Origin of the sequence: Shewanella sp. ANA-3, from assembly GCF_000203935.1 — a bacterium.
In the GTDB taxonomy this organism is placed as follows: domain Bacteria; phylum Pseudomonadota; class Gammaproteobacteria; order Enterobacterales; family Shewanellaceae; genus Shewanella.
This window is the reverse complement of sequence record NC_008577.1, coordinates 3632110-3647911: the sequence shown is the minus strand read 5'-3', so window position 1 is coordinate 3647911 and position 15802 is coordinate 3632110. Positions and strand designations below refer to the sequence as shown.

Below are 15802 nucleotides of genomic sequence, written 5' to 3'. Positions count from 1 at the left end.
TTTCAAAAGAGGATTGAAAACAGTGTTAAATACGCTCAGGGATATTACTCAAGCTGTGGCGTCCGCCCACAGCTTAGAAACCGCATTAGAAGTCCTAGTTTCATCGACCAAAGCGGCGATGGAAACCCAATGTTGCTCGGTCTACATCCTAGATCAGCAAGAACTCGTATTATCAGCCACCGATGGCCTCGAAAAGAGTGCCGTTGGGCGCGTGCGCATGCCGTTAACCCAAGGCTTGGTTGGCTTGGCCGCCGAACGTGAAGAAGCCGTAAACCTTGCTGATGCGCGTTTGCACCCACGCTTTAAGCTCTTCCCCGAAGTTGCTGAAGAAGAATACCGTGCCTTTTTAGCCGTCCCCATTATTTATCAAAAAGCCGTCGTCGGCGTAATTGTGGTGCAGCAGGCCAGCGCGCGGCAATTTAGCGAAGGGGAAGAAGCCTTCTTAATGACCTTGGCCGCGCAGCTCGCGATGGCGATCCGGGGATTAAAGCAAAAGGCGCAGGTCAGTTCGCTGCATCAACAGATTTTATTTCAAGGAACCTCTGCATCCAGCGGTATCGCCATTGCCCATGCCTTGGTGCTCGGTGGCGAAATCTCCCTCGAGCAGCCCGATGTTCGCTGTGAGGATATTGTCCTCGAATCCAGCCGATTAGTGGCGGCGATGGGGCGTTGTAAAGAGGCTATTGGTGCCTTATCTCAACGTTTCGACCGTGAGCAGGATGAGGAAGTCGCCTCAATATTCAATGCGTTGCAGCTGCTGCTCGATGATGTCAGCCTAGGTGGTGAATATGCTCGCGAAGTGCAGCAGGGCTGGGAAGCAGAATCGGCGGTTAGCCGTGTTTCGCTGCGTTATATTCAACAGTTTTTAGCGATGGAAGATCCTTACCTCAAGGAGCGGGCGAGCGATATTCGGGATCTGGGGCAAAAGGTATTAAGGCAGTTAATCGAACCCGAGCGTTTAGAGCTTGAACCCGATAAGCCGGTGATTCTAGTGACCCGTGAAGCGGATGCCACTATGCTCGCCGAATTCCCTCGGCAAAAATTGGCCGGTATTGTCACTGAACTGGGAGGTGTTAACTCCCACGCGGCGATTTTAGCGCGCGCACTGGGCGTACCTGCGATTACTGGCGTCGAGCAGTTATTGTCGGCCGATATTGATCAGAAGCTGTTAGTGGTCAATGCCAGCCGCGGGCAATTAATGGTGTCGCCATCGCCAGCGATTGTTAGCGAATACCGCAGTTTGATTTCGGCGCAAAAGGCGTTGCAACGTCAATACGCGCAGGAGTTAGCCCTGCCGTCGGTCATGCTCGATGGCACTCGCATTCGGTTATACCTTAACGCTGGGTTACTCAGTGGTGTCGCTTCTGAAATTGCCGAAGGTGCCGATGGTATCGGGCTGTATCGCACCGAAATTCCCTTTATGTTGCAGCAGCGTTTTCCGAGTGAGTCCGAGCAGGTAAAAGTCTATCAGCAGGTGTTATCGGCGGCATCGGGTCGCCCTGTGGTGATGCGTACCTTAGATGTGGGAGGCGATAAGCCGCTGCCTTATTTCCCTATTAAAGAAGATAACCCCTTCCTAGGTTGGCGCGGTATCCGCTTATCATTGGATCACCCAGAGCTATTCCTCGTTCAGTTAAGAGCGATGTTGCAAGCGGGCGGAGAGTGCAAACAGCTCAGTATTTTACTGCCTATGGTCAGTAATTTAGATGAGATTGATCAATCCTTGGCCTATCTAGAGCAGGCCTATGTTGAACTCAAAAACGATGTGAACAGCCAGATTGAAATGCCGCGCATTGGCATTATGCTCGAAGTTCCAGCGCTGTTATATCAGTTAGATGAAGTGGCAAAACGCGTCGATTTTGTGTCGGTCGGCAGTAACGATTTGACCCAATATTTACTCGCGGTGGACCGTAACAACCCAAGGGTGAGTTCCTTATTTGATAGTTATCATCCAGGCATTCTTCGGGCACTGCATCAGGCAAGACTCGATTGTGACTATCATGAACTCGATATCAGTATCTGTGGCGAGCTGGCGGGGGAACCCATGGGGGCGATTCTGTTGGTGGCGATGGGATACCAGCATTTGAGTATGAACCAAGGCAGTTTAGCGCGGATAAATTACCTGCTGCGCCGAGTGTCCCGCGCCGATTTGACGCAACTCTTGTCGCAGGCCTTAAGTCTGTCGAACGGTTTCCAAGTGCGTGAGTTGGTTAAAGAATATTTAACACAGCAGGGATTAGCCACAATTCTTAATTAACTAATCGCGCCTTTTGCTTTAAGCTAAGGCTTCACTTAATCACGCTGTAGGTACCCGTGTGGATAGTTTGCTGTCGGTGTTCTTTATTTGCTTGGCTTTAGGCGCGTTTGTCGGTTTTATGGCGGGGTTATTGGGCATCGGTGGTGGCTTAATTGTCGTGCCCGCACTGCTTTATATCTTGCCCTCGGTTGGCATCACTTCGGCTCAGTTACCCCATATTGCGATTGCCACATCCCTTGCGGCGATTATTTTAACCTCGATTTCTTCAGCCAGAGCTCACCATAAACGCGGTAATGTACCCTGGGGATTGTTTCGAACCATGTTTCCGGGGATTATTCTCGGCGCTTTAATGTCTGGCTTTATTGCCGAGCAAATCCCTGCTGCGACCCTCAGACAAGGGTTTGCAATATTTGTGATGCTGATGGCGATTCAAATGGCTTATCCCTTTAAAACTGAATCGAATCGAGAACTGCCAAACTCGATGGTTTTGTTTGTGGTGGCCGTGATTGTTGCCGCGATTGCAGGATTGATGGGGATCGGCGGCGGCGTTTTGTTAGTGCCGTTTTTAACCTATTTTGGTTTACAGATGCGCCTAGCTGTAGGATTTTCAGCCGCGACCGGATTATTAATCTCCTTGTCGGGCAGCTTAGGGTATATAATCGCGGGCTTTAACGCGCCGGATCTCCCAGAGGGAACCTTAGGGTATATCTATTTACCTGCGTTGTTTGGCTTAATAATAACCTCAATTTTAATGGCTCCTGTAGGCGTTAAGGCGGCAAGCACTTGGCCTACCTCGGTCCTTAAAAAAATATTTGCACTTTTACTCTTGTGTGTCGGTCTCAAATTAATTCTGAGCTGATTTTTAGTGTTTAGCCCTCGATTTGAGGCTGTTGATGGATAAGTTATGGCATTGAATTTTCCCAATATCGATCCCGTGATCGTGAAGTTTGGTCCCTTTGATATTTTTGGACAAACCTTTGAACCTGCCCTGCGTTGGTATGGATTTACTTACCTAGTTGGCTTTGTCGCCGCCATGTGGTTACTCAATCGTCAGGCCGACCGCTCCAATGGTTTATGGTCGAGGGAACAGGTTTCCGATCTGCTGTTTTATGGCTTTTTAGGGGTGATTTTAGGTGGCCGTATCGGCTATGTGCTCTTCTATCATTTCGATTACTTCCTCGCTAGCCCAATGTATTTGTTTAAGATTTCAGAAGGTGGCATGTCTTTCCACGGCGGCTTGATGGGGGTGATTACCGCCATGATTTATATCGCCTGGAAGCAAAAGCGTACCTTCTTTGCGGTCGCAGACATGGTGGCGCCCGTGGTGCCCATTGGCTTAGGTGCGGGGCGTATTGGTAACTTTATCAATGGTGAGTTGTGGGGCCGTGTCACCGATGTCCCTTGGGCCATGGTGTTCCCAAGTGGTGGACCTGAACCTCGTCACCCATCACAACTCTATCAATTCGCCCTTGAAGGGGTGGCCTTATTCCTGCTCCTCTATTGGTTCAGTAAACGAACGAAGAAAGTCGGCGCCGTGTCGGGCATGTTCTTACTCGGATACGGAATTTTCCGTGTGATTGTTGAAACCGTAAGACAACCTGATGCGCAGTTAGGTCTCTACTGGGGCTTTATGACGATGGGGCAGATCCTCTCTGTGCCGATGATCCTCTTCGGTTTATATTTAATTCTTCGTCCAGAGGGTAAGCAGTAATGCAACAGTATTTAGACTTGATGAAGCACATCTTAGCCGAAGGTGTGGATAAATCAGACCGCACAGGTACCGGCACTCGCTCAGTGTTTGGTTATCAAATGCGTTTCGATTTGAGTAAGGGCTTTCCCTTAGTCACTACCAAGAAGTGCCATATGCGCTCGATTATTCATGAGCTATTGTGGTTCCTGAAAGGCGATACCAACATTGCTTATCTGCGTGAGAATAAAGTCAGTATTTGGGACGAATGGGCCGATGAAAACGGCGATTTAGGCCCTGTTTATGGTGCGCAGTGGCGCAGCTGGCCGACCCAAAGTGGCGATGCTATCGACCAAATCGCTCAGGTAATTGCACAAATCAAATCTCAACCTGATTCACGTCGTTTAATTGTTTCGGCGTGGAACGTGGGTGAACTGGATAAAATGGCGCTGGCACCTTGCCATGCCTTTTTCCAATTCTATGTTGCCGATGGCAAATTATCCTGTCAGCTGTATCAGCGTAGCTGTGATGTGTTCTTAGGCTTACCTTTCAATATCGCCAGTTATGCGCTGCTGACCATGATGGTGGCACAGCAATGTGATTTAGCTTTGGGTGACTTTGTGTGGACGGGCGGCGATACCCATTTGTACTCCAACCATATGGAACAAACGGCGTTGCAGTTAAGCCGTGAGCCAAGACAGTTACCCACCATGACAATCCTGCGTAAACCCGCTTCAATCTTTGATTATCAATTCGAAGATTTCGAGCTAACTCACTACGATCCACACCCGCATATCAAAGCCCCTGTCGCCGTTTAATGGCGAATTAATCGACTAACACCTCGGAATTATCGAGGTGTTTTGTCGAAACTATCGATTATACTTGTTTTTTTTCTTCGTCTACACTCAGTTCATTATGATTTTTTTGGAGTGCAAGATGGAAAAAGCAATTAGAAATTTTCTGAGCCAGGAATCGGCTGGCGGCATCCTGTTATTGGTTGCTGTTGTCTTAGCCATGCTCATGGCCAATTCTCCTCTAGCGGGACTCTATCAAGGTTTTCTCGGTACTGAAGTACAAGTGCGTGTCGGCGCGCTCGATCTGCATAAGCCGCTGTTACTGTGGATTAACGATGGCCTGATGGCATTGTTTTTCTTACTGATTGGCTTAGAGGTGAAGCGTGAACTGTTAGAAGGCGCCTTATCCAGTGTCGCTCAGGCCTCACTGCCAACCTTCGCTGCGATTGGTGGTATGTTAGTGCCTGCTGGCATCTATCTGCTATTTAACTATGGCGATCCTGTGACCCAAGTGGGTTGGGCCATTCCTGCGGCTACCGATATTGCGTTTGCACTCGGCATCATGGCGTTGCTGGGTAGCCGCGTGCCAGTGGCATTGAAGGTCTTCCTGCTGGCGCTCGCTATCATCGATGACTTAGGCGTGATTGTGATTATTGCGCTCTTCTACAGCAGCGATCTGTCAACCATTAGCTTAATTATTGCCAGCATTGCGATTGTCGGTTTAGTGGCCTTAAACCGTAAAGGCGTGACCGCATTAGCACCCTATGGCGTGTTGGGACTCGTCCTGTGGGTCGCGGTATTGAAGTCAGGCGTCCACGCGACTTTGGCAGGTGTGATTATTGCCTTCTGTATTCCACTGCGGGCAAAGGATGGCAGTTCACCCTCTGAGCATTTAGAGCATAGCCTGCACCCTTGGAGCACTTTCCTTATCCTGCCTGTTTTTGCCTTTGCGAATGCAGGGGTGGCCTTAGGTAACATGAGTTTGGATGCCCTAATTTCCCCAGTACCCGTTGGGATTGCATTGGGACTCATGTTAGGTAAGCCGATTGGTGTAATGTTGTTTAGTTATGTGGCCGTCAAACTGAAGTTGGCGCAATTACCCGATGGAATTGGTTGGAAGCAGATTGCGCCAGTGGCGGCAATGTGTGGTATTGGTTTTACTATGTCGATGTTTATTGCTTCGCTTGCATTTGAGCAAGCAGACCCTATGTTCGGCGACTTAGCACGCCTTGGCACCTTGATAGGCTCAATTCTAGCGGCCTTGATCGGGTATTTCTGGTTATCAAAAGTGTTACCTAAAAAAGGAGTATAACTATGATAAATATGAAATTAGTAGGAATGGCAGCACTGTTAACACTTTCTTCAAGCGCAATGGCTTCGCAGATTGATGCCTGTAACAAGGATGTCGCATCACAAACCTGTCAAAGCTACCTTGAGGGCATAGTCGATGGCGCGTTAATGTTTAAATCTGAGGCATTAGGCGCACGGCTTGAAACCAATGGCTATGAGTCTAGGGCGCTCAAGTACCGTGGCGGTAAACGTTTCCAAGAGGCGAATCGTACTTATTGCGCCAACCGTATTCCGGACAGAGACAGTTTAGTCTCTGGCGTAACGGAAGCGGTTAGCACGGGGACTGCAGCCGATTTAGAACAGCTGCAGGGAATAGTAGTTAACTTATTGGATTGTCAGCGTTTAAAATAGCGCAATCGACTCATCATTTGTTAAGCTGAGTCACTGCGATCCGACATACCGCAGCCCTTGAGGCTGCGGTATCCATTAGAGGAAGCTCATTGGCGATGCTGCATCTTAATTACAACCATCTGTATTATTTCTGGATGATCAAGAAGAAGGGCTCTGTGGCCAAGGCGGCCGAAGCCCTTTGTCTGACGCCTCAAACCATCACGGGGCAAATTCGCGCCCTCGAAGATCGTCTTAATGGTAGTCTATTCAAACGTGTCGGACGCAATTTAGAGGCGACGGAACTCGGTGAGCTGGTATTTCGCTACGCCGATAAGATGTTTTCCCTCAGTTATGAGATGCTCGATTTACTCAACTATCAAAAAGATGATGCCATTTTATTTGAAGTGGGGATTGCCGATGCCTTGTCTAAAGCCTTGGCGAGTCGCGTATTGCTTTCTGTTGTGCCCAATGACGGCTCCATGCACCTTGCTTGTTATGAAGCGACCCACGAAAGTTTAATGACCCGTTTACGCGAGCATAAACTGGATATGATCCTCTCGGACTGTGCGGGTGAGTCATTGAAATATCCTGAGATTTTATCGAAAAAACTGGGTGAGTGTGGCGTGAGCTTTTTCTCCGCCGAAACCTACAGCGCCGATTTCCCCGCTTGTTTAGAGCAAGGGCAATTGCTGATCCCCGGTCGTAGAACATCGCTTGGGCAACAATTATACCGTTGGTTTGATGAGCAAAATCTTAAGGTCAGTATCTTAGGTGAGTTTGATGATGCGGCGATGATGAAGGCCTTTGGCTACCTTAAACGCGGGATCTTCGTCACGCCGTCGGTCTATCCGCAAGAAGTGATTTCCCACGGCATGCATTTGCTCGGCGAAACCTTAGATGTTAAGGAAGAATACCATGTGATGTTTGCCGAGCGGATGATCCAACATCCAGCGGTGAAACGTTTATTAGAGACGGATTTCAGTGATTTATTTGCCGGATTAGACAGCCAAGTTCAGCGGTGCTAAACCGAGTTTCAATACGGCTTGCATCGACACTCTACGGCGTGAACTGGTAAACTAGGGCGAAATTTGTTTTGGGAGAATTAACTTGGAGTTAATGAACATTGCACGGGTCCGCTGGGCATGTCGCCGCGGAATGCTCGAATTGGACGTCTTGTTCCAGCCTTTCGTCGAAAATGTTTATCAGGATTTGTCGGATGACGACAAGGCCCTGTTTATTCGTTTACTCGAGTGTGAAGACCCTGAATTATTTGCTTGGTTTATGGGTCATGAAGCCTGTCCCGATGCCGAGCTTGCCCGCATGGTAGTGCAAGTCCGTGGCAGAGCGGCGCCATAGTTTTAGCGTAAAAGCCTCTAGCGACCAGCGACTCTCGTTGGTCGTTTTTGTTTGTGTCTGCAGTACCTCTTTACTTATCTGGCCTGAAACGGACGTTATATTTTGGCTTGTGCTTAAGTTGGTGTTCGCCGTTTTAATCCTCGGATTCTTGGGCTATCAGTTATGGCGACTGAGGACTTGGCATTACCGTTTTGAACTCAATGGAAAAGGGGAAGGCTGGCTCTCGACGGGGGAGGCGTTTTATGTGCTCCCGAAAACTTGGGTAACGCCCTTTGTCTGCTTAATGTACTATCAGTCCGCCGATAAGTTGTATCTCTTGCCCCTGTGGGCCGATATGTTTAGCGATACAGATTACCGCCACTTATGCCGTTTATTACTCAAGGTTAAAACTCAGGCGACGAGCCAACGCGAGTCCCTTTAATTCATATCTAAAATGGTTCCTTCAGCCTAAATAAAACGGGCTAAATCTGAGTAGATTTAGCCCGTCAAAAATGTCCCTTAAGCAACTCGGTTATTTTTCAGGTTGCAGAATCGTTGGTTGTGGAGAGTCTACCTTCTCGGGATGGTCGATATTATAGTGCAGACCACGGCTCTCTTTACGATCCATAGCGCAGCGGATAATCAGCTCCGCCACTTGCACTAAGTTACGCAGTTCCAGTAGGTTATTGCTGACTCTGAAGTTGCTGTAATACTCTTGGATTTCCTGTTGCAGCATCAAGCAGCGACGCAGTGCGCGCTCCAAACGTTTATCTGAGCGGACGATCCCCACATAGTCCCACATAAAGAGGCGCAGTTCGTGCCAGTTGTGGGCAATTACCACTTCCTCATCTGAGTTGGAAACTTTACTCTCGTCCCACGCCGGAATTTGCCCCGGTAATGGAATTTTGTGCATTTGGCTCTCAATATCCTGCGACGCAGCGCGGGCAAATACCAAACACTCGAGTAGCGAGTTACTCGCCAAGCGGTTCGCACCATGTAAGCCGGTATAGGCTACTTCGCCGATGGCATAGAGACCATTGAGGTCGGTTTGACCGTGCAAATCCGTCATCACGCCACCACAGGTATAGTGGGCGGCAGGCACCACTGGAATGGCATCCTTGGTGATATCGATACCCAGTTCCAAGCAGCGACTATAGATCGTTGGGAAGTGCTTGATGATAAAGTCGCTGTCTTTATGGCTAATGTCTAAGTAGACGCAATCGGCACCTAAACGCTTCATCTCATAGTCGATGGCGCGGGCTACGATATCGCGAGGCGCGAGTTCGGCTCGCTCGTCAAAGTCTGGCATAAAGCGGCTGCCATCGGGGCGGCGTAAATAAGCCCCTTCACCGCGCAGGGCTTCGGTCAGCAGGAAGTTACGCGCATCGGCATGGTAAAGGCAGGTCGGATGGAATTGATTAAACTCCATGTTAGCCACACGGCAACCTGCACGCCACGCCATGGCAATACCATCACCACTCGCCACATCGGGGTTTGAGGTGTATTGGTAGACCTTAGAGCTACCGCCCGTGGCTAATGCGACAAATTTTGCCTTAATGGTTTCAACCTGTTCGGCATTACGGTTCCACACATAAGCGCCTAACACGCGATTGCCAGGGCGATTTAATTTACGGGTGGTGATGAGGTCGATGGCGTTGTAACGTTCTAAAACTTGAATATTGGGATGGGCGAGGGCGCGTTCTTGCAGTGTGGTTTGCACTTCTTTGCCAGTCGCATCGGCGGCATGCAGAATGCGTCTATGGCTGTGGCCGCCTTCGCGGGTCAAGTGATAAGGCGCGTCTTTGGCATTATCGCCAGTGGTTTCTTCTTTATCGAATGCCACACCACATTCAATTAACCATTGCATGGCGCTCTTGGCGTTTTCAGCGGTAAAAGTTACCACTTCTTTATCGCACAAGCCGGCGCCAGCCACTAACGTATCGGCCACATGGGATTCGATGGTATCACTTTCATCGAACACGGAGGCGATACCGCCTTGGGCGTAGTATGTCGACCCTTCCGAGAGTGGGCCTTTTGAGAGCAGAATTACGTTTGCTTTTTCAGCAAGATGCAAAGCTAGTGTCAGACCTGCGGCACCGCTACCTATGACTAATATGTCAGATTGGTGTTCAACTACTTGTTTCATCGGGTATCATGCTATGACTGAGAGTGCCATCTATGGTAAACCAACTCACCGATTATGGGTACTTTCCTTTTAACCTTACTTTTTTTGTATAATTCTTAGAACTTTTTCAAAGCACGCTAGTCTACATAAGTGAATATGATTCGAGCGACTGAGAAATCAGCATTTTAGATTTGGGAGAAGTCGGCTCGGATGAGTGGACAAATAAGTGATCAACAATTAGTTGAGCGCGTACAACGGGGAGATAAAAACGCTTTTAACCTGTTGGTGCTTAAATATCAGAGTAAAGTAGTGAGCTTGATTTCACGCTATGTGCGTAACCAAGCCGACGTTACCGATGTGGCACAGGAAGCGTTTATCAAAGCTTATCGAGCTTTGCCAAACTTTCGCGGAGAAAGTGCGTTTTATACCTGGTTGTACCGCATAGCCGTAAACACGGCTAAGAATTACCTCGTGTCACAGGGGCGCAGAGCGCCTGCAAATGATGTGGATGCAGAGGATGCCGAATACTACGAAGGCAGTGATGCGCTAAAGGAGTTTGCCTCCCCAGAGCGACTAATGTTATCGGACGAAATCAAAAAAGTGGTTTTCGAGACATTAGAAACCTTGCCGGAAGAATTACGTATGGCGATTTCGCTGCGTGAACTCGATGGGATGAGTTACGAGGATATTGCCATCATCATGGATTGCCCTGTGGGTACCGTAAGATCTCGTATCTTCCGCGCCCGTGAAGCAATCGATAAAAAACTCCAGCCATTACTGGAAGAGTAACACCCTTAAATTTAGACAGGTGAACAATGGATAAATTAGGTCAAGAATGGGTATCTGCCGCTGTCGATGGAGAGACAGATCTGCAGACTATGGCAGAACTTGCTGCCGATACGCATTCACATAATAAATGGCGTAACTATCATGTGATAGGTGATGCTATGCGGGGCGAATTGCCCCAGACTATGGCGTTAGACCTTTCCGCCAGTATTGCAGCTGCAATCGAACTTGAGCCTGCCATTGTCTCGCCTCAAGTTAGCGCGCCTGACGTCACAGCGGCTCCACAGCAAGTGGCTGTAAATGCTGGCCAAAGCCGTGTTGTGCCCTTATTCAAGCAGTTTGGTCAGTATGCGATTGCCGCTACTGTGGCCATGTTCGCCATCGTTGGCGTACAGAACTTTAACCAAACCGCCGATGATGCCGCGTCGCCATCGCCTGTGCTTATTACCCGTCCTCTTGTCGGTAGTGCATCGCCAGTGAGCCTACAGACAGGTCCTGTGCAGCAAAATCAGAGCTACACTAATGATAAAATGAACGAGCAACGTCGCCGAATTAATACTTATATTCAGGACCATATGTTGCAACAACGATTGAATACGGGTGCCGTTGTAGAAGACAATAGCGAGGTTATTCCCGTTCCTGTCAATCAGTAGTAAGGAGTTAGCTTGCGTCTAATCCTGTTGGCTTTGTTAGCCTTGGTATTCCCTGCAGTGGCGCAGGAAGATATGCCTGCCAAAGTCTGGCTTGAGAAAATGAGCCAGGCTTTAAAAGAGAAAGAGTTCAAAGCATCGATTATACAACTTCAGGCCGACCATATTCGGCCTTTGGTTTATCTTCACGGTAAGGTGAATAATCAAGAAGTTGCGTTTCTTGAGTACCTCAATGGCCCGCCAAAAAATGCGGTCAGAGTGGGCAATAGAGTCACCTTTATTGAACACGATCAACCCGCCTATAGCATCCTTTCTAATCATATTCAGGGCGTGTGGCCTGCGGCTTTCTCGTCAAAGATGAGTGACTTAGAAGTGGGGTATCAGTTTGTGCTCGGTGGTCGTACGCGTATTGCGGGACGTCCAGGTCAAATGATCCGTTTACTGCCAAATGATGAGTACCGTTACGGTTTCCAAATTTGGCTGGATATGGACACTTATCTGCCGCTGAGATACGACATGCTAACTCAAGATAAACAATTACTTGAACAGCTGATGGTGATTGAGCTGATTGAGTTAAATGAGCCGCCATCGATTCTGCAGGAAGCCTATAAACAAGAATGGCCAGCGGTTATCGATCAGGCCGAACGCCAAGATGGACAAAACTGGCAGTTCTCTTGGTTACCAGCAGGATTTAGTGTGGTAGTGCGTGACCATCACCGTTTAATTGGCAGTCACGAGGCGGTTGAATATATTGCCTTAACCGATGGCTTAGCCAGCATTTCTGTCTATGTCGCGCGAGCTGGCTCGACGCCATTACCTGAAGAGTTAATCACTCGTAATGGCTTGTCTTTGGTGTCTGAAAAAGTGGGTAATGCCGAAGTAGTTGCCGTGGGTAAAGTGCCTACCGAAACCTTGGCCCGTATCGCGAAAAGTCTGATGTTAGAATAAGGCCCCTTATCATGATGGAAGAAGTGGCGCGGGTTGTCGCCTGCGATAATCAAGGTTGGCTGACCGTCGAGGTAGAGCTCAAAAGTACCTGTAAGAGCTGCAGCAGTAGCGAGTCTTGTGGTACGTCGGCGGTGGCTCAGGCTTTTTCGGCAAAGACACAACAATTCTCCATTCAAAGTGAACGAACCTGCGAGGTTGGCGAACTGCTCAAGCTCGGTCTACCAGAGAGCGTGATCCTGAAAGCGGCGGCCTTAGTTTATTTGATGCCGCTGCTCGGATTATTTACTGGCGCCGTATTTGGCCAGTTTTTCGCAGGTTTGTTGGAAATCAATTCGGATCTCAGTGCGATAGCTTTTGCTGCCTTAGGCGCTATAGCCGCTTGGTTCTTTGGAAAGCACAAGGCAAAACAACTCGAAGTCGATTCGCAACCTGTCATTTTGGCTTATTTAGGCTCAGGGATCAGTTTAGAAAAATTACCCGTTTAATTTCATGTTGTTATTGATTTTAATCTGGCAATAAACTTCCGCTGAGAGCCACATTTTCCGACTTAAAGAGAAGGATGAGTGAATCTGATTGGTATTGAAACCGCAATCAGGTACAATTTCGCACCTTTGAACCGTATCCATTTTTCAGTATTAGTCATAGCAGCATAATGAAACACATTAGAAACTTCTCAATTATTGCCCATATCGACCATGGTAAATCGACGCTATCAGATCGTCTTATTCAGGTTTGTGGCGGGTTAAGCGACCGTGAAATGGATGCGCAAGTTCTTGATTCTATGGATCTAGAGCGTGAGCGCGGTATCACGATTAAGGCCCAGAGCGTCACGTTGGAATACAAAGCCAAAAATGGCGAGACTTACCAACTTAACTTTATTGATACTCCAGGCCACGTTGACTTTTCCTATGAAGTATCTCGTTCATTAGCCGCCTGTGAGGGTGCGCTGCTCGTGGTGGATGCGGGTCAAGGTGTTGAAGCCCAGACGCTTGCAAACTGTTACACCGCGCTGGATATGAATCTGGACGTAGTACCTATCCTGAACAAAATCGACTTACCCCAAGCCGATCCTGAGCGCGTAGCCGCTGAGATTGAAGACATCGTGGGTATCGATGCGATGAACGCTGTGCGTTGCTCGGCCAAAACCGGTGTAGGTATTGACGAGGTATTAGAAGTCATCGTCGATCAAATTCCACCGCCAGAAGGCGACCCAGAGGCGCCGCTACAAGCGTTGATCATCGACTCTTGGTTTGACAGCTACTTAGGCGTTGTTTCTCTCGTACGTATTAAAAATGGCGTGCTGAAAAAAGGCGACAAGTTTAAGGTAATGTCTACCGGACAAAACCACACCGCAGATCGCGTGGGTATTTTCACGCCTAAACAAACCGATAAAACCGAGCTGAAAACCGGTGAAGTAGGTTTCGTTATCGCGGGTATTAAAGAGATTCATGGTGCACCAGTGGGTGATACCTTGACGCTGGCTAAGCATGGTGCTGAAAAGCCATTACCCGGCTTTAAGAAAGTGAAGCCTCAGGTATACGCGGGTGTGTTCCCGATTTCGACCGATGAATATGAAAACTTCCGCGATGCGCTGAACAAACTCAGCCTCAACGATGCGTCATTGTTCTTCGAGCCTGAAAGTTCATCAGCCCTAGGTTTTGGTTTCCGTATTGGCTATTTAGGCCTGCTCCACATGGAAATCATTCAAGAGCGTTTAGAGCGTGAATACGATCTTGACCTTATCACGACGGCGCCTACCGTAGTGTATGAGGTGCTGTTGACCAGTGGTGAAACCATCTATGTTGATAACCCAGCGGACTTGCCGGCGATTAACAACATCGAAGAGATGCGTGAGCCAATCGTTGAAGCTAACATTCTTGTGCCAAAAGAATACTTAGGTAACGTGATTACCCTGTGTATCGAAAAACGCGGTACCCAAGTGAACATGGTTTACCACGGCAACCAAGTGGCCGTGACTTACCATCTGCCGATGGCAGAAGTGGTAATGGACTTCTTCGACCGCTTAAAATCAACCAGCCGTGGTTATGCATCGTTAGAATACAACTTCATCCGCTTCGATCCTGCGGACATGGTGCGCTTAGATATCTTAATCAACGGCGACCGCGTAGACGCATTGGCGATGATTATTCACCGTTCAAACATTCGTCACCGTGGTTTGGCGTTGGTTGAGAAGATGAAAGAGCTTATCCCTCGTCAGATGTTTGATATTGCGATTCAAGCCGCTGTTGGCAGCCAAATTATTGCCCGTTCTACCGTAAAAGCCTTACGTAAAGACGTAACGGCTAAGTGTTACGGTGGTGACGTTTCCCGTAAGAAGAAACTCTTGAATAAACAAAAAGAGGGTAAGAAACGGATGAAACAAGTGGGTAACGTTGAGGTGCCGCAAGAGGCGTTCTTAGCGGTACTTAAGCTAAACGAGTAACACTCGAGATAACACAATTTAGCTATTATTGCGCCGCAGTTTGCGGCGCTTTACTTAGCTTATCGTATGTTTTGTGGTGTTTTTTTAGAAATACGGTAAGTTAACTAAAGTTCGCGAGTCGAAATACAATAGTCGCTGAGTTTGGATCTTTACATTTCAAGGCAGGAGTTCAATAAGCAATGGCAGCCTATTTTTCCATTATTTTAGTGCTAGTCACCCTGATTTCTGGGTTGATCTGGTTAATCGATGTGCTGGTATTTGCGCCTAAACGCCGCGAAAGCTTAGCCTTAGCCAAGGCTTCGCAGGCTAATTTAACCGAGGAAGCTGAATATAACATCATCCGCGAACCCACAGTGGTTGAAACCGCGCACTCCATCTTCCCTGTGATTGCCTTTGTGTTGATCCTGCGCTCGTTTATTTACGAACCATTCCAAATTCCCTCAGGCTCTATGATGCCAACCCTGTTGGTGGGTGACTTTATTCTGGTGGAAAAGTTTAGCTATGGCCTAAAAGATCCCGTATGGCGCACTAAACTGATTGAAACGGGCGAGCCGAAACGTGGCGATGTGATTGTGTTTAAATATCCTGAGAACCCTCAGATTGACTACATCAAGCGCGTGGTGGGTTTACCGGGCGATCGGATTATCTACCGCAACAAGCAGTTGATGATCCAAAAAGCCTGTGGCGCCGAGCAAACCCATTGCCCTGAGCCAGAACTGGTGGCGCGTACCGAAATCAGCCGTGGTGATTTCAGCCAAGATGGTGTGCCATTAATTCGTTTTAAAGAGCAACTCGGTGAAGTGGCCCACGATATTTTAATCAATCCAAGTCGCCCCGATATGCTGGGATACTTCAAACGCGAAGGGAATTTACCTGCGGGTGAGTTCCTTGTACCCGAAGGCCATTATTTTGCGATGGGTGACAACCGCGATAACAGTACCGACAGCCGTTTCTGGGGCTTTGTCCCTGAAGAGAATCTTGTGGGTAAAGCGGTCGCTATCTGGATTAGTTTTGAGTTTGACCGTTCTAAAGCCGACTTCCTGCCAACTTGGGTGCCAAGTGGTGTGCGTTTTGAACGAGTAGGTGGAATTCACTAG

Annotated in this window: 16 protein-coding genes; 15 read left to right on the top strand and 1 reads right to left on the bottom strand. The window is 48.4% G+C overall.

Annotated features, from left to right (window positions below; translation table 11 throughout):
* Nucleotides 1-22: 22 nt before the first annotated feature.
* From ptsP to SHEWANA3_RS15930, 9 genes are all read left to right on the top strand, one after another.
* Nucleotides 23-2257 (top strand): phosphoenolpyruvate--protein phosphotransferase, encoded by a 2235-nt coding sequence (gene ptsP, locus SHEWANA3_RS15970; RefSeq protein WP_011717887.1) that lies wholly within the window; start codon nucleotides 23-25, stop codon nucleotides 2255-2257.
* Between the two features lie 58 nt (nucleotides 2258-2315).
* The gene (locus tag SHEWANA3_RS15965) at nucleotides 2316-3116 is read left to right on the top strand and encodes a sulfite exporter TauE/SafE family protein (RefSeq protein ID WP_011717886.1); all 801 of its coding nucleotides are present in this window, start codon (nucleotides 2316-2318) and stop codon (nucleotides 3114-3116) included.
* Between the two features lie 45 nt (nucleotides 3117-3161).
* Nucleotides 3162-3968: a prolipoprotein diacylglyceryl transferase gene (lgt, locus tag SHEWANA3_RS15960; RefSeq protein WP_011717885.1), complete on the top strand. Its 807-nt coding sequence runs from the start codon at nucleotides 3162-3164 to the stop codon at nucleotides 3966-3968.
* The gene (gene thyA / locus SHEWANA3_RS15955; RefSeq protein WP_011717884.1) at nucleotides 3968-4762 is read left to right on the top strand and encodes a thymidylate synthase; all 795 of its coding nucleotides are present in this window, start codon (nucleotides 3968-3970) and stop codon (nucleotides 4760-4762) included. The genes lgt and thyA overlap by 1 nt, the downstream gene beginning before the upstream one ends.
* A 118-nt stretch (nucleotides 4763-4880) precedes the next feature.
* Nucleotides 4881-6050 carry a Na+/H+ antiporter NhaA gene (gene nhaA, locus SHEWANA3_RS15950; RefSeq protein ID WP_011717883.1) on the top strand — a complete coding sequence of 390 codons (1170 nt, stop codon included), beginning with the start codon at nucleotides 4881-4883 and terminating at the stop codon, nucleotides 6048-6050.
* 2 nt (nucleotides 6051-6052) lie between these two features.
* Nucleotides 6053-6439, top strand: a complete 387-nt coding sequence (locus SHEWANA3_RS15945) for a hypothetical protein (RefSeq protein WP_011717882.1) — start codon at nucleotides 6053-6055, stop codon at nucleotides 6437-6439.
* A 95-nt stretch (nucleotides 6440-6534) separates the two neighbouring features.
* Nucleotides 6535-7443, top strand: coding sequence for a transcriptional activator NhaR (gene nhaR, locus SHEWANA3_RS15940; RefSeq protein ID WP_011717881.1), 909 nt, complete (start codon nucleotides 6535-6537; stop codon nucleotides 7441-7443).
* 82 nt (nucleotides 7444-7525) lie between these two features.
* Nucleotides 7526-7774, top strand: a complete 249-nt coding sequence (locus tag SHEWANA3_RS15935; RefSeq protein ID WP_084294861.1) for a succinate dehydrogenase assembly factor 2 — start codon at nucleotides 7526-7528, stop codon at nucleotides 7772-7774.
* A complete protein-coding gene (locus SHEWANA3_RS15930) occupies nucleotides 7755-8195 on the top strand; it encodes a protein YgfX (protein ID WP_011717879.1) in 441 nt (146 codons plus the stop codon). Before SHEWANA3_RS15935 ends, SHEWANA3_RS15930 begins: the two co-directional genes overlap by 20 nt.
* Nucleotides 8196-8285: 90 nt before the next feature.
* Here the strand turns inward: SHEWANA3_RS15930 and nadB are convergent, their stop codons facing one another.
* The gene (gene nadB, locus SHEWANA3_RS15925) at nucleotides 8286-9899 is read right to left on the bottom strand and encodes an L-aspartate oxidase (RefSeq protein ID WP_011717878.1); all 1614 of its coding nucleotides are present in this window, start codon (nucleotides 9897-9899) and stop codon (nucleotides 8286-8288) included.
* A gap of 189 nt (nucleotides 9900-10088) precedes the next feature.
* Here nadB and rpoE point away from each other — a divergent pair, with 189 nt between their 5' ends.
* The 6 genes from rpoE (at nucleotide 10089) to lepB (ending at nucleotide 15802) form a co-directional block, all read left to right on the top strand.
* On the top strand, nucleotides 10089-10667 hold the full coding sequence (gene rpoE / locus SHEWANA3_RS15920) for an RNA polymerase sigma factor RpoE (RefSeq protein WP_011623604.1): 579 nt from the start codon (nucleotides 10089-10091) through the stop codon (nucleotides 10665-10667).
* Nucleotides 10668-10693: 26 nt separating this feature from the next.
* On the top strand, nucleotides 10694-11317 hold the full coding sequence (locus SHEWANA3_RS15915) for an RseA family anti-sigma factor (protein WP_011717877.1): 624 nt from the start codon (nucleotides 10694-10696) through the stop codon (nucleotides 11315-11317).
* Between the two features lie 12 nt (nucleotides 11318-11329).
* Entirely contained in the window at nucleotides 11330-12262 is a 933-nt protein-coding gene (locus tag SHEWANA3_RS15910) for a MucB/RseB C-terminal domain-containing protein (RefSeq protein ID WP_011717876.1), read from the top strand.
* Nucleotides 12263-12273: 11 nt separating this feature from the next.
* Complete coding sequence (locus SHEWANA3_RS15905) at nucleotides 12274-12747, top strand: SoxR reducing system RseC family protein (protein WP_011717875.1); 474 nt, start codon at nucleotides 12274-12276, stop codon at nucleotides 12745-12747.
* Between the two features lie 167 nt (nucleotides 12748-12914).
* Complete coding sequence (gene lepA, locus SHEWANA3_RS15900) at nucleotides 12915-14705, top strand: translation elongation factor 4 (RefSeq protein ID WP_011717874.1); 1791 nt, start codon at nucleotides 12915-12917, stop codon at nucleotides 14703-14705.
* Nucleotides 14706-14884: 179 nt separating this feature from the next.
* Entirely contained in the window at nucleotides 14885-15802 is a 918-nt protein-coding gene (gene lepB, locus SHEWANA3_RS15895; protein ID WP_011717873.1) for a signal peptidase I, read from the top strand.